This is a genomic window from Saccharibacillus sp. O23 (assembly GCF_002205895.1).
In the GTDB taxonomy this organism is placed as follows: Bacteria; Bacillota; Bacilli; order Paenibacillales; family Paenibacillaceae; genus Saccharibacillus.
On sequence record NZ_NJDE01000001.1, the window covers coordinates 201,927 to 221,936 of the forward strand.

The window sequence follows — 20,010 nt, forward strand, 5'->3', positions numbered from 1 at the left end:
ATCTTCTTTCTTCTACTCTGTTCCTCTTCCCTCCGAACGCGGCCGCTTGCTTCTCTTAATGCGGAACCTGCGCTTGAAAATCGTCTTTGTACGACTTATCGCCGTTGTAGAACACGATATCCCCGTCCCGCAGGTTAAACGAATTCCCCCACGAGTCTTTCACGCTGCGCTTGTACCCTTCCAGGGTCCATTGGTTCATGAGCGGCGCATTCATATACTGCAAATGCGGACGTTTCAGATCCCCACCTCGGATGCTCTCGATATTGAAGTTCAAGATGATGTAGCCGTCCCGCAGGAAGATCGGATCGCGTTTGGTGAGGCCTCGGTGCGTACGGCCGTATTCCGCCAGATTCGTGCCCTGCGCGACGACATACGGATCGACCGGAAGATTGTATTCGCCGTACCATTTCTGCACCGCCGCATTCGCCCGGCTGTAATCGACCGAAGCCGGCAGGTCGGTCTTCGGGCCGATCAAGGTCCGCACCTGCTCCGGCAGCAGAAGAAGATCATACCCGCCGACCGGCGTTTTCAACTTGGTAAAGCGTCGAATGTAATCCTGCACGAACATCTCCCGGCTCACGCCGCCGACTTCGGCAAAGGTGTAGTCGTGATCGTATTTGTACCGCGCCGTATCGGTCAGCTCTTCTTCCGGTACGTTGCGCAGACGCTCGTTCAAGATCACGTAACGTTCGACCGTGTCCTCTTCCGATCCGACTTGGATAAACGACCGGTGATCGTCATGGTAATACAGATCGACCGGGGTTTTCGTTTTGCCGTCTTTGCTGACGAACGTAAAACTCGGCGTGATACGTATTCCGTCGGTTTTACCGAACATGTTGCCTTTGGTCTTGAGATCGAACTTCACATGGTACCCCGTCTTCACCGAAACGTTCTTCATCCCTTGCAGCGGATTACTGCCGGGCAGGATCGGAAGCGTAAACGGCGAGGCGTTTCCGCGCGGCGCGCCGTCCAAGTCCGACAGTCCCGTCCAGTAGGTATTTCCGGTATGCACCGGACTGCCTTTCTGCTCGCGGAAAACCAGTTCCCAGTTGTAATCGACGATATCCGTCAGATGGAAGTCGTACAGCCTTCCGATGACTTCGACGCCCACGGTATCCGACGCGACGTGATACGTCAGATCCAAGTTGGCATCCGGCTGACCGGGCTGCACGTCGGGCGCATTTTCCGCGATGTTGCGAAACTCGACGGTATAGTCGCCTTCGTCCACCCACACCGGCAGGAAGAACGTCGTGTCGAGTCGGCTCACTGGAATATCGATCCACGTCTGTGACGGATAGAAGGTTGAACGATCGGCTGTATACGTATCGAACGGGAACCGAACCTGCTTGGCGCGGAAATATTTCTGATAATCTCGATCTCCATACCCCGGATAATTCGCATGTTGGCCGCTTGTCGGAATGCGAATCGTAAACGGTCGATCCAAGATGAAGGCTGCTCGGCTTGCGTTCGGTGTCGTTTTCTGGTTATGGGCTTGATCGTCGGTGGCCGACGAATAATTGACGACTGGCGTATGTACGGTCACGGAGTTGATCCCGCCGATCGGATAGGTGTCGCCAGGAACCGCATTATAATTGGCGCTGAGCGGCGTATACGTGATCGTACCCATGCTTGCTGCGCTTTGTCGATTCGTTTTGATGATCGGAATCGTATGGTTTGGACTATACAACACGTCTTGACTGATTTTTTGCGGATCGGGTACGGCTTTCGGTTCTTGGGTTTTCTTTTCGATCACAGCATCGTCCATCAGAACTTGGCCGTTGAATGTCAATTTGTCGTTATTGACTTTGACTTGTCCGATTTTGCTTTCCCCTTCGGCCGCGTATCGGTCGAGTTCGTTAGGAATGGCGGGCGGAGACAAATTCCCAGTCAGGTCTTCCGACTCTTCCCAGTTGCCGGGACCTTTTGCACCGACTGATTTTCCTTTTCTCGTTAAACTTACATTGGGCGGAGTGTACCCGCTCGGGGTGATTGTGATCTGATCTCCGCTGAACGCATAGTTTTGCAAGACGGCTTGATTAACTGAGTACACGCCTAGTTTGTCTACGACCCAGTGCGAACCGTAGCGCTCGATATGAATAGGATACGGCACGACTTTGGTATCATGCTGCTCTACTCGATCTGGCGGTCCAGGTTTACCGTCCGGCAGCTTTGTAGGAACTTCTTTGAACCAAGTCAGATTGTACGTCTTGGTCACCGTAAACTCGTAGACACAGGTCGTGAGCTTTTCTTGGTATTTGTACTGGTGCAGATAGCTGTTAGCTAGCACATTACCGTATAGGCTCTCTGACGTTGGAATACCCAGCAGCACATCGAACATTTCGCTGCCTCGTTGATCCGCTTTAATCACAGCCGAAGATTCGGGGGTCATTTTCTGACCTTCCATAGTGCGACCGTTCCGGATCGTGCAGCCTTCAATCGGTTCTTCCGTTTCGCTCCCGCCGCTATCTTCGGTGTAGACCCAATAATGGTCGGGGTATTGAAAGGTTTGCGATTTGAATGTGTAGTTGTAAGCGGCAAAATAAAACATCATAGCTTGGGCTCGCGGTCCATTTGATCCGTAGGTCACCATAGGATCATTATCATGTTCTCGAACATAGTATTTTTTACCGTTACTATTGTGTGTTTGCGAAAAGGTAATATATGCGAAATCTAAACTTCGAGTTGTCCCACTTGTTTGTCGGGGTTCTCGTCCGGCCCATATTCGTTCGGCATCGGCGTTTGGGTCTGATTTTCCGACAATACCTAGCGATTCGATTTCGACGTCTTCATTCCGAAGGGTTTTGACGTTTACACCATCTGGGATTTCCTGATTTAATCGATCAATTGTTTCTGATCGAGTGTCGATCATGTCATTACGAAATTGAAGGTCTATACCATCGACTCGGCTTATAAAGGGTTTTGTTCGTCCGTACTTTACGGTCATAAGAACTTCTTGACCCGGAAACTCTCGATAGTTTTTCCCATTTATAGGTTCGGTACCTACTTGACTTTCAGGAAGAGGGCTTCCTCGGCGTTCCCATGTCAAGCCTTCATTGCCAGCGAACCACTGAGGGTTTGTCGTTTCGCCTCGTTGCCAGGCAAACCAAGAACCGGCCGAACCATTCTCAACGGATTTCACTTCGAATGCTTCACCGCCAAATGTTTCGGAGCCTGTATATGTTTGCGCATTTACTTCAATGGTTTTGACAGCTTCGATTCCTCGGTAGAATACGATTTTTTGAATTTTCTTGCCTGTGCCCGCATCTTCATTGATGGTTTTTGTTTTTGCCGTGGGCTTTGGTCCGAATTTTAACGCAGCTTTATCGGGATGGGCTTTAGCTCCGGATAAACTTTCGTATTCAATTTCTTTTTTGGCAGGTGCGGCTTCAATATGACCCGGCGCTGGAAAAAAAACACCCACGATACTGCCTATTAAGAGCAGCATCGTGAGTCCGACAATCGTAAAGCGTTGCCGGTAGGTTTTTTTCATTGTACACCTCGAAGCGACAGCACATCGATGTCAGTTTTGAGTTGGCCTCCGCCGGGAGTGACCAGTTGAATCGCGATTCGGTCTTGCTGAACCGTTCCGGTTTTCGGAATGATAACGGCCGGGGTATCGATGTCATCGTTAACATAGACGGGCGCAATTCCGTTCAATTTGTTTTTGCTGTACATGAGGTCTTCGTTTGGACTATCAAAGCCCCGCACACGGAAAGGTACATAGCCTCGGTTGATGTATTTCTTGGTGTCTTTGTTGAACACTTGTTTTCCTTTGAAATACAGTAGGTAGTTACCTTTTTCCTTGCTGATCAGAAGGTTTTTGTTCATGTTTTCGTAGCCGTTAAACCATTTCAGTTTATCGAGCGGCAGCAGCGAACGATTCGGATCATTCTTGTCATCCAGATCGATCGCAATGAGCGCTTCCAGCTTCCCTTGATACAGTCCATCTTTCGAGGTGATCGTCATATTTTTCTCGTTCCACATTTCCTCAACCGACGACTTCCCTTTACTTTTCCAATCCGATTCTGGCGTAACGAACTTCTCCGGCATCACCGTAAAAATATTCGTCCCGTGCCACAGAATCTCCGCCGCGCCCGTCGCGTACCGATCGGAATCCAGCTTGCCGCCGGCGTTGGCGGTCAGAATGCGCTCGATGATGACTACGGACTGCGCGCGCGTGGTCAGTCCTTGCGGAGCGAGCTGTCCTTTGCCGACGCCTTGGATCAGGCCGGCTTTGGTGGCGAGGTACATCCATTTGTCGTCTTCTTTCGATGTTTCGCCGATCGCGCGGGCCGCGACGCGGGCCATTTCTTCGCGGGTCATCGTCTTGTTCCATGCGGCTTCGTTATTCGCGAAGTCGCCTGCGGCATACCATCCTTTCGCGGACGCCGCATCGACGTACGGGACATACCATTTGCCCGAAGTTTCTTTCACCTCGAGTTTCATCGCCGCTACGACCATCTTGACGAATTCCGCGCGGCTCACCGAGGCATCCGGTTTGAACGTGCCGTTGGTATACCCGTCCACGTATCCTTTGGCTACTCCGGCTTCGATGCTGCTTTTCGCCCAATGGGTCGACTTCACGTCCGTGAAATCGGCGGCCGCGGCCGCGTGTACCTGCGGCGCGCCGCCTGCGGCTCCCCACACGGTTCCCGTCGCCAGCACGGCAGCCGCCAACATCCATCCGGCCTTTTTCCCCCAACTTGCCTTTTCCTTTCCGATTCTTTTCAAGTTCCTCTCTCCCCTCTAAGATCAAACGCTTATGTACGCATATCCCCAATCTCTATTGTCGCTTGGTTGCAGCATTTGGAAAAGACCCATTTTTTATATTTTAGTTACATTTACCAATCTTCCGTCCGAACGCAAAAAAGCGGACGTCTCCCTTCTTCTCGAAAAGGGAATACGTCCGCGTGCTTCGCGTCGTTATGACTATAATGCTTACTTTCTTACTCTAAACCGTGCTCCGGAAAAAATCAAGAATTTTCGCTCTCGGCATCTTCGCGGCGACCACTCGACGCATTAACCGCGCTCACTTGCATATTCTCCCGCACGAACTCCGTCGCCAATTCCGAACCGTCCAACATCGACACTTCCACCGTTCGGCTCTCGCCCGGCAGCAGGTCGAAATAGTTATCGCTGAACCGTACCCGTCCCAGCGGCAGTTCCAGCTTGACCATCCGTGCCAGCGAAACGGAAGCGCGAATCTCTACAAGACAACGGTTCGGCATATCGCCGCCTTTTGCCTCGTTTCGGTCGGACGCCGCGCCCGAAGGCGCTTCGCCATGCCGGGCGTTCCGGCGATCCGCCGCTTCGACCGATGCCGCAAGCGCTTCGTCCATCAGCCAAGCGGCGCGAATATCGCGCGCTTCCTGCGCTGCATCGGTCTGCCCCAATCTTGACTCCCGCGAGTTTACAGACTCGGCTTCGCGTTCCGCTGCATCCGCTTCTTGTACTCCCTCTTGCCATAGGCTCCATACCAGCTCCGACCGCCCCAGCTTCAGCTCCCGATGATCCCGCAGCATATACGTCTGCTCGAACGAGGCCAAGCCGCTCCCGCCGCCGATCTGCCGCAGCCTCACTATCGCCTCTGCCGCATCCGTGCCGTCCAGCGCCTCCGTTTCTCCGATCTCCCCGAGCAGCACCGGACCGAGCACGCCGCCGTCCGAGTGGAAGCGGTACTCCCCGATTTTGCCGCCGTCGAACCGCCGGACTTCCAGCAGCGCTTCGACCTCGACCGCTTCCGCTCCGTCGTTTACCGCCCAGATCCGCAGCGGCTCGCCCGGTTCGTGTTCGAGGCTGAGCAGCAGCGGCGCATAGAACTTTTTCGCGTAATAGTACGAGGCTTTCGGCAGCAGCTCGTAGTCGATCATCGACCAGCTCGTGCCCGGCCAACTGTCGTTGAGCTGCCAGATCAGACTGCCGCCGCTGCGCGGATTCCGCCGGTAATGCTCGACGCCGTAACGCAGTCCTTCCGCTTGGGTCAGCATCGAGAAATTCATGTATTCCTCGATATCCCGCGGAACGCCCGTATATCCTTCCATCAGCAGAATGCCTTTGCGATGGTTGGTGTCTTTGTTGCGGTATGCCATTTCTTCGCTGCCCCACACCAGTTCGCCTTGCGGCATGTTTTTCTCGAGCGTGTACCGGTTCGCGGACGCGTGCATGCCGAATTCGCTGCTGAACAGCGCCATGTCCTGCTTATACTTTTTGAAAGTCACGCCTTCGATGCTGTAATCCAGCACCGGCGCTTCGCCGAACGCTCGCGGATAGACGGACCCGTGCCAGACCTGCCAATTATGCCGGTCGCCGACCGCCGGATCGTTGTCGTCTTGATCTCCGGCTCTGCCGTAAGGCGAAGAAGGCCAGTACGGCCGATTCGGATCGAGCAGTTCGAGTACTTCGGGAATCAGATCGTGATAGATCAGCTCGCCGTAGAAATCGCTTCGGATATCGCCGCTCGCCGTTTTCATGTCGTACAGCCAGTCGATCTCGTTGTTGCCGCACCAGAGCGCCAGCGAAGCTCGTCCGCGCAGTCTCCGCACATTGGCTTCGACCTCGGCGCGCACATTGTCCATAAAGTCCTGATTGAAGTCCGGGAACAGCGCGTTGGCAAAAGCGAAATCCTGCCAGACCAGCACGCCGCGCCGATCGCACTCGTCGTAGAACACGTCTTTCTCGTAGATCCCGCCCGCCCAGACGCGCAGCATGTTCATGCCGGCTTCCGTCGAGAGTTCGATCAGTTCGCCGTAGCGGGAATCCGGGATCGCGCCGATCATGTTGTCCGCGGGAATCCAGTTGGCGCCCCGAGCGTAGACCGGCTGACCGTTCAGGAAAAAGCGGAACGCCGCGCGGCCCTCTTCGTCTTCGGTCCGCAGTTCGAGCGTGCGCACGCCGACTGCCTGTGTCACCGTATCGATTCGCTCGTCTCCCGCATACAGTTCGGCCGTCAGCCTATATAGATGCGGCTCGCCCAGATCGTGCGTCCACCAGAGCTTGGGCTGACGGATCGCCGCCGGCGCGCGGAAAGCCGCCTGACGACGCCGGGCCGAACGATAGCTCTCCGGCATCGCGCTGCGCGCGCTCGGCGAATCGCCCAGTCCCGGAGCGGGCTGCATGTCCATCGAACCGGCTTCCGGCCGCTGCGGTTCGTTTGGTTTATGCGGCGATTCGCCGACCGTCCGTTTGCCGTTCTCCGAACGCTTGACCTCTTCGTCCACCAACAGCGCATCGTAAGCCGTGTTTCCGTCGGCGTCTTCCAGCTTCACGCGCAGGAGCAAAGGCAGATCCGGCATGCCCCGGTAGCTCAGAACGGAAGCCGACAGTTCCAACATCGCTTCCCCGTCGTCGATCGATACGGTCTCAACGAATACGCTTTCGATCTTGGCCAGCCGATGCCGCTTAAGCTGCACGCCGCCCCAGATGCCGACCGTCACCAGCCGAGGCCCCCAGTCCCAACCGAAATTCATCGCCGCTTTGCGCAGCCACGGGCGTTCTTTGGTATACGAAGACCAATCGAAACGCTCTTTGTCTCGCTGATGCGGAAGCAGCGGATCGAAACGGACGGCGACCATATTCCAGCCTCGGCGGATCACTCTCGTCACGTCGAACGTATGCGGCATCAGCATATTGCTCGCCGTGCCGACCTCGTGCCCGTTGACGAATACCGTAGCGAACGTGTCCAGTCCTTCGAACGTCAGCTCGAACCGCTCGGCTTTCTCGCCGGTCCGTTCTCCGTCGTATTCGAATCCTCGGCGGTACCACCATTCCCGTTCTTCGATCCAGCGGCTTTTCAGATCGTTGTGTCCGTAATACGGGGAGTCGACGATCCGCCGTTCCGTCAGCGCGCTATGTACGTCCCCGGGCACGCGGCCCGTCATCCAATACCGATCGTCCAAGCCCGGCGCCGCGTTCTCCTGCGATGCGACCGCGCCCGGCGCGAAATCTTTGATTCTCCAGTTCCCGTTCAGTTCGACGATTTCTCTGCCCATTTCCGTTGCCCCCTTCAAGATAACGCTTCCAGCCATTTAGATAAAAATAGCACAAATCGGCGAGGCGATACAATTCGTAATCGCGCCTTCATCGGTATCGGCCGGGTATCCATGCTATAATCAGAGTCATGGCAAGCTGCAATCGAAACAACTCGACACGGAGAGGAGCAAGACTATGATCATCGGAGCAATCGAAGCGGGCGGCACCAAATTCGTCTGCGGGATCGGCAACGAACGCGGGGAGATTCTGGACCGGATCAGTTTTCCGACCGAAGAACCGCAGCGGACCACGCAGCGGGCCGCCGATTATTTCAAAGACAAAGGCATCGAAGCGCTCGGCGTCGGTTCGTTCGGCCCGCTGGATCTGGACACGAACAGCCCGACGTACGGCCATGTGACCACGACGCCCAAACCGGGCTGGGCGAATTACGATCTGCTCGGTCATCTGCGCAGAGAACTGAACGTGCCGGCCGGCTTCGATACGGACGTCAATGCGGCCGCTTTCGGCGAATCCAGATGGGGCGCGGCGCAGGGGCTGGACAGCTGCGTGTATTATACCGTCGGGACCGGAATCGGCGTCGGCGTCTATGCCGGCGGACAGCGCGTGCACGGACTGGTGCATCCCGAAGGCGGCCATGTGCCGGTTCGGCGTCATCCGGACGACGACTTCGCGGGGACTTGTCCGTATCACGGAGACTGCTTGGAAGGCATGGCCGCGGGTCCCGCGCTCGGCAAACGCTGGGGACAAGGCGGCGACACGCTGCCGGAAGATCATCCGGCGTGGGAGATCGAAGCGCATTACTTGGCCGAAGCCGTGACCGGCGCGATCCTGCTGCTGTCGCCCAAGAAAGTCATTCTCGGCGGCGGCGTCATGCACCAGCGGCAGTTGTTCCCGCTGATCCGCGAGAAAGTATCGCGGAACCTGAACGGGTATGTCGCTTCGTCCGTACTGGACGATCTGGACACGTATATCGTGCCGCCGGGTCTCGGCGACAATGCCGGTCTGGCCGGATCGCTGGCGCTGGGAATCGAAGCGTTGAAGCAGGGATAAGTCGTCCCGGCCGGTTATCGTTAAAAAGAAGCCCGATTCTCCGTTTGGGAGAATCGGGCTTCTTTGCCGCCGTTAGCGAACGCTGGAGTTGCCGTTCGCGTTCGTTGCGTCGCTCAACCCTTACCGTTTCAAAGGCGTCAAGATCGTTTCGTCCGCTGTAATATCTTCTCTTCCGAATAATGTATACTCCGGCTGCCGAGAAGACGAGGCGGCGCCATCGACAGATCCTTGTTCGGGAACTTCGATATGGTAGAGGAACCAAGAGTTCGAAGGCGCGTTATAATGCTCGCCGGCTTCGTTCAAGAACCGGTCGATCTCTTTTTGCAGCTCCGCTTTCTCTGCCGGGTCGGTCAGTTCGGCCAAGTCCTGCCGTATACCCGTTCCGTAAGCGCTGTGCGCGGGATCCTGCGTCAGGATCATATCCGTATTGACGTCTACGTCGATTCCGACGACCTCGCCTTTGTCTTGTTCATTGTTGAATTCGACGGTAAAGTTTTCAAAATTATATTTCGGGCCGTACTCTTCTACGATACGGTTCTTCAAGTCGGCCGCGATTTGATCGGCTTCCGCATCGCTCAACAGATCCGTTTTGTTTCGAACATCCGGCGGTAGCTTGGGCTGCGAAGAAACCGAAGAAGCGTCCGGAGTCGGCGCGGCGACCAGCGAATACGACGGCGCGAACGCCAAAGCGCCGATGGCGAAAGCGAATAAGAGCTTGTTCATATCAAATCTCCCTTTCTTGCTCTTTAATGAAAAATCACGATCCGAATGATTCGACGGTTCGTTTCGTTATCCATTAAACGTGCTTTTCCCAAGAAAAGTCATCTATTCAAACCAATAAAAAAGAACGGACAAAAAGTCCGTTCTCGACAATCTGTGCCTTTCTCCGAAAGGCTTTAGTTTAGTACCCTTTCAACTCTTAATCACAGGTTTACGATTTCCTGAAACGCACGCGCTTCTGGTGCGATTCAGGAGAGCGTATTCCTACCTTTAGTGTTGACAAGGTATTAGGCTTCCGAAGTGCCTTTCTCCGAAAGGCTTTAGCTTAGGCTTCCGAAGTGCCTTTCTCCGAAAGGCTTTAGCATTTGATTTCTAACGGATCGAGGCGACGCTTAGCGGGCATTTCGAACGGTTTTAAAATTCTAACGGAACCAGGTGACGCTTAGAGTGAAAAAACGCCCGTTTTCCGCTTAAAAAGAGGCCCACAGCGCCGCTAAGGAATCTACGATCCGTTAGAATCTCGAAACGGGTTATTTTACGCGTCTAAGGAATCTACGATCCGTTAGCGCGGCAGCTTCATTTTCATAAGCCCACGCGAACGAGTTCTTCTCGAAGTCGGCTTGCTTCCTCCGGCTGCGTTGACTCCCCGGCATGCCTTAATCGATTTTCTTCTTCGGATCTTCTTCGACCAATTTCGCTTCCACTTCGCCCAGATCGAGCGTCGCGCTCTCGCCGAACCAAGCGACCAGTTTCGCGCGCGCTTTGCCGCGCGACGCGTCGTCGATATGCTTGGCGACCACGGCGACCGCCGCGATCAACGTGCCGAAATCGTCGGTATATCCGGCGACCGGAATGAAATCCGGGATCAAGTCGATCGGCGCGATAAAGTACGCCAGCGCGCCGATGATGACCGATTTCGCCCAAGGCGGCACGTCCGCGTCTTTGAGCGTGTAGAACAGCAGCAACGCCGCATAGACCACTTTGACCCCGGCATTTTTGCCGAACTTCTTGATCTTCGCCCAGAACGATTCTTCCGAATATTCTTTGCCGTAGCCTTTGATGCGGGCGTTCAGCTCTTTCTCGTCTAACGGTTCGCCTGCGGCGGATGCGTCGAACGTCTCCTCGGGCGTTTTGTTGTTCACGCCGATTCCGAGTTTGCTGCGTCCGTAATCCGCTACGCGGTCCCGCCAATTTTTCGAATTCGTCATTTTTTCCGACCTCCCTTAATTGAATGCATCATGCTGTGATATTTCGGCTGCGTCAAGCGCGCATCTTGGACCGCCGCGATCCGCTGCCCGAATTGCTGCGGCCCGCCGAACGGTTTTCGTTGGCTTTGACGAACAGCCGGATCGACCAGTTCGCGCACAACAGAGCAAAAGCAACGAACAGAATGGACCAGCCGATCGCCGGAACGTACGTCTCGCGCGCGAGATTCGTCGCGTCTCCCGCGAATCTCGGAGACGTGATCGACGCCCAAGCCAGATACAGCGGGCTGATCACCGATTCTTCGAGCGTCAGGAAGCAGAGCAGCAGATAATAGAAATTGCGCGCCGGCTCCCAGACGAAATACATCAGCGCGTTCACCGCGATAAATCCGATCAGCCAGACGACGCCGTACCCTTGATGCACGTACAGGATCAGCATGATCAGCGCCACGGCCGTCATCAGGATCAAGCCCTGCTTCTGCTGCTTTTTGTAATAGCCGTAGAACATCAATACCGCGAACAGCGAAGCGGACAGATAGCCGGCCAGCGAGACGAGAACGGCGCTCCACGTCGAGTTGGTCATCGTGTAGGTGACGCCGCTGTGGTCCGCGTTCAGATCGATCTGCAGGACCCGGCCCGACGTCGCGAGCGCCACGACGGCATGGCCGAACTCGTGGATCATCGTGTCGAGATTGCGGAACAGCGAGGAAAAAGGAATCAGTCGGGTCAGTACCGCCGCCACCAGCAGGTACAGCACCGTTTTTGCCCATTTTGGCATCGAAGAACCTCCTTGAACGAATCGTCGGCCCTGCTTTGCTTAACCGGAGCCGACGCTAACACTAACACTTTCGGTCTGCTTCATGCGTTACGTACGCCGCGGGAGCGATAAGGTTCCGCCGGCAAGCTTTTGCGCTCCGAAAAAACGCGGCGGCGGAACACTCCAACTCCGATCACGACTCGCGCGTTTTCTCGATGACGATCACGCAGGTGCTGTCCGGAAGCGGCACTTCGTTCCCGGCCTGATCGCCGACCCGCACCTTGTCCCGCAGCGCCAGCGTATACCCTTCCTGCAAAAAGGATCGGCGCAGCAGAATCGTCGCCCGGTCGCCGAACAGCTCGCCGATGCACGCTTCGTATTCCGAAGGCGTCATGTATCCGAACTGCTCCTGCACCTCGTGCACGTACGCTTCCTCGCCCCATGTATAGGTATAGAGGAACTCCATCGCGTCGTTGACCGGCATCTCGACTTCGCTCGGCCCGGTCTGCGCGTAAGCGATCTGCCGTCCTTCGAAGTCTGCCGCGTACTGCTCCAACCGCCGAAGCGCATCCGGGTCCGCGAACGTCAGACGGCGCAGCTGCTCTTTCGGCTCCGTCATGATGCCGTCCCGGATCAGGATGCGGCCGCCGACGGGGATCAGTTCGAACGCGCTTCGCAGCGCCGCCCGCACCGTATCGAGATTGAATTTGCGGCCGTCGAACGGAATATACGAATACAGCTCGTGTAAAATAGAAGAAAAGACGACCGTATCGATGCTGCCCGGCGCGATCGTTTCGGTCAAATTCAACGCGTCGCCTTTGCGAACCTGCCAGCTCCGGCCTTCCAGCCGTCTGCGGCGTTCCAGCGCTTCGACGACGTTCTCGCTGATGTCCACGCCGATCGCCTGTTTGTCCGGCAGCTCCTGCTCGATCAGATCCAGCAGCACGCCTCCGCCCGGCCCGATATCCAGCACGCGCGAACCGGCGATGTAGTCCAGCAGAATCTTTTTGTCGTCGGCGGAACTGTTCATCGTCTCCAGATATTCGTCTTCGTTATGGAAACGGTCGTAAGCGTCGCGCCGCAGTCCGAACAGGTCCATCAGCATGAGCACGGCCCGTTCGTAGAGCGGCGACTTTTCGGCTTCCACGCAGAACTCGATCAGCTTCTCCGCCGCCGGGGAAAAAGCGAAGCCGAAGAAACACGTATCGCCGCCGCTTTTCTCCCGCGCGATGCGATGATGCAGATGCGGGCTGTCCGCGTGCTGTCCTCCGCCGAGGATCGCCGCCCAGTCCAGCTCGCGCAAATATTTTTCGACGATGCGCTTTTTGTACAGATTGATTTTCTTGACGCCTTTGTAATCGTAATACAGGCCGTGCATCAGACGTTCGAAGCTGATATGCCGCGCTCTCGGCGCTTCTTCCGCTCCGAGCAGCGCCAGCATCATCATCTTGACGAACTCTTCCAGCGAAAAATCGCCGAGCGCCGCTTCCACGTACCACAGCGTCTTGTCGTCCAACCTAGCGAACGCTTCTTGCAGGCCGCCTTCGACGCCCGCTGCTCGAAGTTCGCCGTCGATCCGCGCGAGCTCGCCTTCGAAATCTTCGCCGCGAGTCCTTGCGCCTGTCCGCAGCCGTCTCAGCCGCCGCTCCAGCCCGTCGTCTTCCGGCGTCGTGCCGAGCGAGACGTGCAGCACGCATGTCTCCAGTTCGGCTTCGACCGACTGCCACAACTCTTCCGACACCGCTCCGATCACGCATCGGTTCAATGCCATCAGCAGCCGCGCCAACTCCGTCTCGGTCAGCAGGCCTTGTTCGACCGGGCCGTGCAGCGGCAGATTCGCCGCGAACGGCACCTCGCCGCGCAGATATTGGCCGAGCAGCCCGTGCGTGCGGATCAGCAGCGCGGTCAGACGTTCGCGATCGCCGATGGCAACCTGCGCGCGGGCCAGATACAGATCCGCCGAACCTTCGTTATGTACGAATACGTTGATGCCCTGCCGCTGCCAGCCGATCCGGTCGAGCCGCGTGCCGCCTTTGGCCGTTTCGCTCCAAGCCAGCACGTCTTCGAGCAGCTCGCGCATCCAGAACGACAGCGGCAGCGTACTCAGAATGTCCAAGCTGCGCTCGACGTAAGCCAGAACCGGATTCAGACGTTCCAATTCGCCGATCGAACCGATCCGCTCGTAGTTGACGATATATTCTTCCGCCGACGCGAGAATATGCAGCCAAGCCGGAAGCCCGGCGCTGCCGATCTCTTCGTTCTCCCCCGCCATGTAGGCGCGGATTTCTTCCAAGGCGCTTCCCATACGTTTGCTCCTCTCCGGCTCTCGCTTCTTTGACTCGGGTTCGATGCAGCCGGTAAATTGTCCTCTATATGATAACCCAAATTCGTCCGCAAAAAAATTCGTGCGCAAAGCGAGAAGTTTTCGTCCGCGTATGCGTCTTGGAAGCGAAAAAGAAAAGAGGTGAACCGTCGGTGGAAATACCGGAAGACCGGATCTTGATCGAAGCGGTACTGGGCGGCGACAAACAAGCCTATGCCGGCATCGTCGATCGTTACAAAAACAAACTGTACGGCTTGTTCCGCAAAATGGGGCTGCCGGAAGCGGACGCGCAGGATCTGACGCAGGAAACGCTGATCCGCGCTTACCGCAAACTGGCTTCGCAGAATCCTCGGCAAAGCTTCTCCGGCTGGCTGCATACGATCGCGGTCAATCTGTATCGGGATCGCGGACGGAAGAAAATCCCGATTCCGCAGGAAGACGCGCCGGACAGGCCCGCGCCCGACGCCGAGACGCCGGAAAACAGCCTGCTGCGGCGCGAGCTGCGCGGCGAGCTGGACCGTCTGCTGGACACGCTGCCGGAACATTACCGGCTGACGATGGCGCTGCGCTACGTCGGTCAGCTCAGCTACGAAGAGATCGCGGAGATGACCGAAACGACGCCGCAGCAGGTGAGCAATATCCTGCACCGGGCCAAACAAAGCCTGCGCAAAAAGATCGAAGCAAAGGGGGAAACGTCTCATGAATGGATACTCGGCTATCGGAGCGGGAAGAACCGCGTATAGCCCGCGGGATGCGGGCGGCGGAGACGGCAGAAAACCGGAACGTAACGGATCTCGGAACGCCGCCGAAGAAGCCCGTTGGACGGAGTTGATGTCGGGCGAGACGCTGCCGGACGATTTTACGGCTCGGCTGATGGCGGAATTGGAAGGCGTGGAGATCGAAGCGGCGGAAGCGACAGAATCCGAAGCAAAATCAAACAAGCCGGAAACGGCAGAGACTCAAAGGGGAGCGCAGAGCCATCGTCGGCGAGCCCGACGAAAACATCTTCGCCGCAAACGCGCGAAAATCTGGACCGCAACCGCTCTGGCACTTCTGCTGGCCGGCGGAGCGCTTCTCTATACGCAGCCTTCGATCGCGGAACGAGTGATGTCGCTGTTCGCGCCGGAACTTATGCTATATCCCGACAAAGGCATGAAGGACGCCAGAGACGCAGGCCTGCTTGAACATCCTGAAGTCGGCGCCGAAATGCAAGGGTACAAAGTTTCGGCGGAAGAAGTAATCGCGGATTCCAACCGGATCGTCATCGGAATTTCCGCGATTAATCCAGACGGCAGTCCTTACCTAGGCGAACTTCATCCCGAATTCCGGATCTCCGACGGCAACTATAACTTAGTCCCGACTTCGGGAGGCGAGTATATTCCCGGCAGCATGGGCAAATACAATATATACTTCGCTCGCCCCGTGCTGACCGACACTTTGATTATTGAAGTGAAGATCGATCGCTTGGAGACGACTGACGCCTCCGGAAAAACTACAGGTACTATATATGGAAGCTGGGGCTTCTCCTTAAACGCAGATCTGAGCAAGGCTGCGACCTTGACCATCCAGACACCGATCAAGGAAACCTATACGACGCCTCAAGGCTTAACCATCGATATGCTCGGAGCTACGCGTACGCCTAGCGGGGGTTCCTTGGAATACGAAACTTCGTTGACTCCGGAAAAAGTCGCTACGACCGCCGGCGGAGCAGGTGCCTATCATAGGATCGATTATCACTTGGAAGACGCGAAAGGCAACATGATTGCGAACAGTTCGACTACAGACAAGGGGAACCTCGTTTTCGATCTGGACCGTTGGTCCCGACGCGCGCACTGGTACGACGTACTGGAAGTCTTCCCTTATAATAAACAGCCGCTCCGTTTCGTATTGGACAGCTATACGATCCGGGAGAAGAGCGACGCTTCCGTTTCCTTCGATCCGTCGAGCCTGTCGGACGAGCGGCCGGCGACTTTTAAAGATTCGGGCGACGATCTGAAATTTACGCAGTTCCGGATCGATAAAGACCGCAGCGTACCGAAAGCGGAGGCGGAAAAAGCTCCTTATCCCAAAGAAGGCGTCATTAAAGTGAGCGGAGTAAACAACGGCATTTACCTTTTCGACAAATGGATCGCACTCGACGACAAAGGAAAAAGCTACGAAGTTTACTTCAACGGCGGTTTAGGGACCTACCCGGACGCGCAGATCGACGGCGAATTCGTAGTGAAAGGACTAAGCGAAACTCCCGCGAAATTAACGCTCAAACGAATCATCGTCGACCATACGTACCGCGACGGGAATTGGTCGTTCGAGATTCCGCAGACCGGAACGCCGGGACTCGTGACCGAATAATTTCCGCAAAACGAAAGACGCATGCCGTCCGCAGGCTTAAGCCTCGGCGCATGCGTCTTTTTAGGTTGATCGGATAGATCGATAAGGTCCACGACTACCCTTTTAACCGCCCCATCGACAAATTCACCCGGTAGTTCCCGTACTTGAGCACATCCTGCAAAAAGCCGTTCAGTTCCTCCAGCCCCGGCGTGCGCACCAGCAGCAGGTAGCAGCCTTCGCCGTTCGTGCGGTCGATCCGGATCACCCGGTCGTCGGCCTGCGCGAAGGCTTGAAAAGCGGCATGGATCGTTCCCGCATCCAGAAAAACGGTCACGAACGCTTCGATGCCGAGACCGATCTTGCCGGGATTCCAACGCAGCGTATAGCTTTCGATGACGCCGCTCTCCTGCATGCGCCGGATGCGCGCGCCGACGGCCTGACCGGTCAGGTGCACGTCTTGGCCGATCTCTTTGTTCGTGCGCCGCGAATCTTCGAGCAGCAGGCTCAGAATCCGCAGATCCGTCTCGTCGAAAGCGGCCGTTCCGGCCGGGGACGGACGGCTTGCGGCGATCAGCGCTTCGCTTTCCCGCATCGCGGCTTCTCTTCGAATACTGCGCTCCGGCCGTCTTCCGATATTCGAGTTCGGTTCCATGATCGTCCCTCCTTTTTCGCGAATCCGAATTTTCACGCTGAAAGCCGATCGGCCCCGATCGTTTCACCGGGTTATGTCTCGGCTTCTTCCGCGTCTCTATAATAAGCAGTATAGCACGGTTCGTTTGTAACCTTACCTTCCCGAGGAGGCAACATCCATGAAACTGACTTTGATCCGCAACGCCACGCTGAGAATCGAATACGGCGGCCTGATCTGGCTGATCGATCCCATGTTCGCCGAACAAGGCGCGAATCCTCCGATCTCGAACAGTCCGAACGACAAACGCAATCCGTTGGTTCCTCTTCCGGTCTCCGCGGAAAGCCTGTCGACGCCGGACGTCCTGATTCTGACGCATCTTCATCCCGACCATTGGGACGCTCCCGCCGCTTCGGCCCTGCTGGCCGCGCGGGGAGCGGAGCTTCCGGTCTTCTGCCAACCGGGCGACCAAGAGCGCATCGCCGAGTCGGGCTTCGCGAATATTCGCGAAATCGAAGATTCCTGCATCTATCAAGGCGTTAAGATCTCCCGGACTTCCGGTCAGCACGGCACGGGCGAGATCGGGCAAGCGATGGGCCGGGTATCCGGGTTCGTGTTCGAAGCCGAAGGCGAACCGAAACTGTATCTCGCCGGAGACACCATCTGGTGCGACGACGTCGCCGAAGCGCTGGACCGGCATCGTCCGGACGTGACCGTCGTCCATGCCGGCGGCGCAAGATTCCGGGAAGGCGACGCGATCATCATGGACGACGCCGACGTGATCCGCACGACCGAACATGCGCCGTATACGCGGATCGTCGCGGTTCATATGGAAGCGATCAATCATTGTTTGACGCTGCGAGCCGATCTGGCGCAGACCGTGCGGACGCAGGGTTTGGACAAACGGATCGACATTCCGGCCGACGGAGAGACTCTTTCTTTTGCGCCCGTCCGATAAAAGCGGTTCGCGGCAGGCCGCATGAACCACGCCGAAAAACGCAGAGGCGACTCCTTCGTCTCTGCGTTCCGGTTGCGGGCGTGCGTGCCCCTCAGCATTCGCCATGAAATCCGATCAGGTCCGTTCGCCGCATACCGCGGCAGCGGGCCTATTCTTCTTCCCGGCGGCGTTCTTCTTGAATCTCGATGTAATCCTGCATGGCGCGAAGGCTGTCGACCGGGGTAAACCAACCGTTCTCGCCTTCGTTGAAGCGCACGCCGTACAATCCCGACTTGCCGATCTCTTCCAGCCAGTCGATCATCGGGTCCACCTTCATCTTGGCGATCAGCACTTGGCCGCCGGCCGTAATCAGTTGGTTATCGCGCGCGAAGACTTGGGCATGCATCGGGTCGGTGAACAGAAATGCCCAACCGTGACCGTCCACGTTGCCGAAAAAAGGTTCCGGCTGCTGCGGATTGTCGCTCGGTTTCATCAGAATGAGCCAACTGTCCAACTTGAACGCTTCCGCCCAGATCAACGTCTGGCCTTCCGCGAACGGCATCTCTTTCGCTTGTTCCACCGTCACGTCGAAATGCGCGGCGAGGTCGGCGGCAGCGCGCACCTGCTGTTCTCTGTCTTGTTCTTGGGTCATGGGGAATGCTCCTCTCTGTCGCCGAACGCATACGAGCTGCAGCGGCGTTCGATCTCGGTGATCTATAGACACTCCCTACCAGTGTACCGGATTGCGGGCAGGAATGCGAAGATTACGAAGCGCGGGCAGCGGAATTTCTCGGGGCTTTGGTCATGGGGGCGAGGCGACAAAAACCGCCTGCGTCGGAATATCCCCGTCGGCAGGCGGCTTGGGCATAAATAATTTCAATATTTTTCTTCTATTAATAATGGTTAACGAATAACGGAACGAGCTCCGAAACGTCTCCGATTCCCCGGGTATCCGGACCTACAAGATCCGTTCGAACAAGCGGATGACTTCTTCTTTGGTCGGTTGAAACGGATTGCCCGGCGCGCAAGCGTCTTTCATCGCGTTATCCGCCAGCAGGTTCAGATCGGGATCGTCGACGCCCAGTTCGGACAGCTTGGCCGGGATGCCGACTTCGTGCGACAGCTCGGAAATCTTGTTGATTACGAAACGCGCGCATTCGGCGTCGTCTTTGCCTTGATCGTCCATGCCGATCGCGCGGGCGATCGCCCGAAATTTCTCCGGCACGTGCTTGGCGTTCTCTTCTTCGACGAACGGCAGCAGCATGGCGTTGCATACGCCGTGCGGGAGGTCGTAGACGCCGCCGAGCTGATGCGCCATCGCGTGCACATAACCCAGTCCGGCATTATTGAATGCGAGACCGCCGAGGAAGATCGCGTAGACCATCTGCTCGCGAGCTTCGATATCGCTGCCGTCTTTTACGGCGCGCGGCAGATAATCGAAGATCAGGCGGACGGTCGCCAGCGCCGTCGCGTCCGTGACCGGGTAAGCGCCCGGCGTAACTAACGCTTCGATGGCATGCGTCAAAGCATCCATGCCCGTGGCCGCGGTCAGATCGGCCGGCTTGGCGGTCATCAGCTCCGGATCGTTGATCGAGATCGAAGCGAGCGAGTTTTTGTCGACCATGACCATCTTGACTTTGCGCCGTTCGTCGGTGATCACGTAATTGATCGTAACTTCGCTCGACGTGCCGGCCGTGGTATTGACGGCTACGATCGGCATGGACTTCGATCCCGATTTGTGAACGCCTTCATATTCCGTAATATGACCGCCGTTCGCCGCGATGATGCCGATCGCTTTCGCCGCGTCCTGCGGCGAACCGCCGCCGACCGATACGATGATGTCGCAGCCTTCCTTCTGCAGCAATTCGACGCCGTCATGCACGTTCTTGCAGGTCGGATTCGGACGGACGTCGTCATAGACGGCATAGTCGAGGCCTTCCTTTTTCAAGACGTCCAGCACGCGGTCGGCGATGCCGCTTTGCCGCAAGAATCCGTCCGTCACGACTAAGGCCTTGCTGCCGCCCAATTGGCGGATATGCGGGCCGGCTTCCGTCAGACAGCCTCTGCCCATCA

Annotated in this window: 14 protein-coding genes; 4 read left to right on the forward strand and 10 right to left on the reverse strand. The window is 56.7% G+C overall.

Annotated elements, in window-relative coordinates; genetic code table 11:
- Window positions 1-55: 55 nt before the first annotated feature.
- The 3 genes from CDO73_RS00900 to CDO73_RS00910 all read right to left on the reverse strand — a co-directional run bounded on the left by CDO73_RS00900 (window position 56) and on the right by CDO73_RS00910 (window position 7,988).
- Window positions 56-3,490 (reverse strand): DUF5704 domain-containing protein, encoded by a 3,435-nt coding sequence (locus CDO73_RS00900; RefSeq protein WP_088486597.1) that lies wholly within the window; start codon window positions 3,488-3,490, stop codon window positions 56-58.
- Complete coding sequence (locus tag CDO73_RS00905) at window positions 3,487-4,731, reverse strand: S-layer homology domain-containing protein (protein ID WP_256972500.1); 1,245 nt, start codon at window positions 4,729-4,731, stop codon at window positions 3,487-3,489. The genes CDO73_RS00900 and CDO73_RS00905 overlap by 4 nt, the downstream gene beginning before the upstream one ends.
- Window positions 4,732-4,973: 242 nt before the next feature.
- Window positions 4,974-7,988, reverse strand: a complete 3,015-nt coding sequence (locus CDO73_RS00910; RefSeq protein WP_088486599.1) for a glycosyl hydrolase 2 galactose-binding domain-containing protein — start codon at window positions 7,986-7,988, stop codon at window positions 4,974-4,976.
- A gap of 175 nt (window positions 7,989-8,163) precedes the next feature.
- Between CDO73_RS00910 and CDO73_RS00915 the strand changes: the two genes are divergently transcribed.
- Entirely contained in the window at window positions 8,164-9,039 is an 876-nt protein-coding gene (locus tag CDO73_RS00915; RefSeq protein WP_088486600.1) for an ROK family protein, read from the forward strand.
- Window positions 9,040-9,159: 120 nt separating this feature from the next.
- On the opposite strand, the gene CDO73_RS00920 is transcribed toward CDO73_RS00915, so the two are convergent.
- From CDO73_RS00920 to CDO73_RS00935, 4 genes are all read right to left on the reverse strand, one after another.
- Window positions 9,160-9,762 (reverse strand): hypothetical protein, encoded by a 603-nt coding sequence (locus CDO73_RS00920; RefSeq protein WP_088486601.1) that lies wholly within the window; start codon window positions 9,760-9,762, stop codon window positions 9,160-9,162.
- Between the two features lie 653 nt (window positions 9,763-10,415).
- Window positions 10,416-10,967: a YkvA family protein gene (locus CDO73_RS00925; RefSeq protein WP_088486602.1), complete on the reverse strand. Its 552-nt coding sequence runs from the start codon at window positions 10,965-10,967 to the stop codon at window positions 10,416-10,418.
- 52 nt (window positions 10,968-11,019) lie between these two features.
- Window positions 11,020-11,742: a M50 family metallopeptidase gene (locus CDO73_RS00930; RefSeq protein ID WP_088486603.1), complete on the reverse strand. Its 723-nt coding sequence runs from the start codon at window positions 11,740-11,742 to the stop codon at window positions 11,020-11,022.
- A 172-nt stretch (window positions 11,743-11,914) separates the two neighbouring features.
- Window positions 11,915-14,026 carry a class I SAM-dependent methyltransferase gene (locus CDO73_RS00935; protein WP_088486604.1) on the reverse strand — a complete coding sequence of 704 codons (2,112 nt, stop codon included), beginning with the start codon at window positions 14,024-14,026 and terminating at the stop codon, window positions 11,915-11,917.
- 170 nt (window positions 14,027-14,196) lie between these two features.
- On the opposite strand from CDO73_RS00935, the gene CDO73_RS00940 reads away from it, so the two are divergent.
- Both CDO73_RS00940 and CDO73_RS00945 read left to right on the forward strand, forming a co-directional pair.
- Window positions 14,197-14,787 (forward strand): RNA polymerase sigma factor, encoded by a 591-nt coding sequence (locus CDO73_RS00940; protein WP_256972501.1) that lies wholly within the window; start codon window positions 14,197-14,199, stop codon window positions 14,785-14,787.
- Entirely contained in the window at window positions 14,744-16,393 is a 1,650-nt protein-coding gene (locus tag CDO73_RS00945; RefSeq protein WP_088486606.1) for a hypothetical protein, read from the forward strand. Before CDO73_RS00940 ends, CDO73_RS00945 begins: the two co-directional genes overlap by 44 nt.
- Before the next feature lie 94 nt (window positions 16,394-16,487).
- Here CDO73_RS00945 and CDO73_RS00950 read toward each other — a convergent pair whose 3' ends face one another.
- The gene (locus CDO73_RS00950) at window positions 16,488-17,024 is read right to left on the reverse strand and encodes an Lrp/AsnC family transcriptional regulator (RefSeq protein ID WP_306437496.1); all 537 of its coding nucleotides are present in this window, start codon (window positions 17,022-17,024) and stop codon (window positions 16,488-16,490) included.
- Between the two features lie 157 nt (window positions 17,025-17,181).
- On the opposite strand from CDO73_RS00950, the gene CDO73_RS00955 reads away from it, so the two are divergent.
- On the forward strand, window positions 17,182-17,958 hold the full coding sequence (locus tag CDO73_RS00955; protein WP_088486607.1) for an MBL fold metallo-hydrolase: 777 nt from the start codon (window positions 17,182-17,184) through the stop codon (window positions 17,956-17,958).
- A 148-nt stretch (window positions 17,959-18,106) separates the two neighbouring features.
- Here CDO73_RS00955 and CDO73_RS00960 read toward each other — a convergent pair whose 3' ends face one another.
- Together CDO73_RS00960 and CDO73_RS00965 are read right to left on the reverse strand one after the other, a co-directional pair.
- Window positions 18,107-18,589 carry a hypothetical protein gene (locus CDO73_RS00960; protein WP_088486608.1) on the reverse strand — a complete coding sequence of 161 codons (483 nt, stop codon included), beginning with the start codon at window positions 18,587-18,589 and terminating at the stop codon, window positions 18,107-18,109.
- A 306-nt stretch (window positions 18,590-18,895) separates the two neighbouring features.
- A complete protein-coding gene (locus CDO73_RS00965) occupies window positions 18,896-20,008 on the reverse strand; it encodes an iron-containing alcohol dehydrogenase (RefSeq protein ID WP_373446956.1) in 1,113 nt (370 codons plus the stop codon).
- Between the last annotated feature and the right edge of the window lie 2 nt (window positions 20,009-20,010).

Excerpts from the sequence above, each read along its gene's own strand:
- CDO73_RS00920 (WP_088486601.1), bottom strand. The coding sequence starts at position 9,762 with ATGAACAAGCTCTTATTCGCTTTCGCCATCGGCGCTTTGGCGTTCGCG.
- CDO73_RS00960 (WP_088486608.1), bottom strand. The coding sequence starts at position 18,589 with ATGACCCAAGAACAAGACAGAGAACAGCAGGTGCGCGCTGCCGCCGAC.
- CDO73_RS00915 (WP_088486600.1), top strand. The coding sequence starts at position 8,164 with ATGATCATCGGAGCAATCGAAGCGGGCGGCACCAAATTCGTCTGCGGG.
- CDO73_RS00950 (WP_306437496.1), bottom strand. The coding sequence starts at position 17,024 with ATGGAACCGAACTCGAATATCGGAAGACGGCCGGAGCGCAGTATTCGA.
- CDO73_RS00935 (WP_088486604.1), bottom strand. The coding sequence starts at position 14,026 with ATGGGAAGCGCCTTGGAAGAAATCCGCGCCTACATGGCGGGGGAGAAC.
- CDO73_RS00955 (WP_088486607.1), top strand. The coding sequence starts at position 17,182 with ATGAAACTGACTTTGATCCGCAACGCCACGCTGAGAATCGAATACGGC.
- CDO73_RS00930 (WP_088486603.1), bottom strand. The coding sequence starts at position 11,742 with ATGCCAAAATGGGCAAAAACGGTGCTGTACCTGCTGGTGGCGGCGGTA.
- CDO73_RS00945 (WP_088486606.1), top strand. The coding sequence starts at position 14,744 with ATGAATGGATACTCGGCTATCGGAGCGGGAAGAACCGCGTATAGCCCG.
- CDO73_RS00900 (WP_088486597.1), bottom strand. The coding sequence starts at position 3,490 with ATGAAAAAAACCTACCGGCAACGCTTTACGATTGTCGGACTCACGATG.
- CDO73_RS00925 (WP_088486602.1), bottom strand. The coding sequence starts at position 10,967 with ATGACGAATTCGAAAAATTGGCGGGACCGCGTAGCGGATTACGGACGC.
- CDO73_RS00965 (WP_373446956.1), bottom strand. The coding sequence starts at position 20,008 with ATGGGCAGAGGCTGTCTGACGGAAGCCGGCCCGCATATCCGCCAATTG.
- CDO73_RS00910 (WP_088486599.1), bottom strand. The coding sequence starts at position 7,988 with ATGGGCAGAGAAATCGTCGAACTGAACGGGAACTGGAGAATCAAAGAT.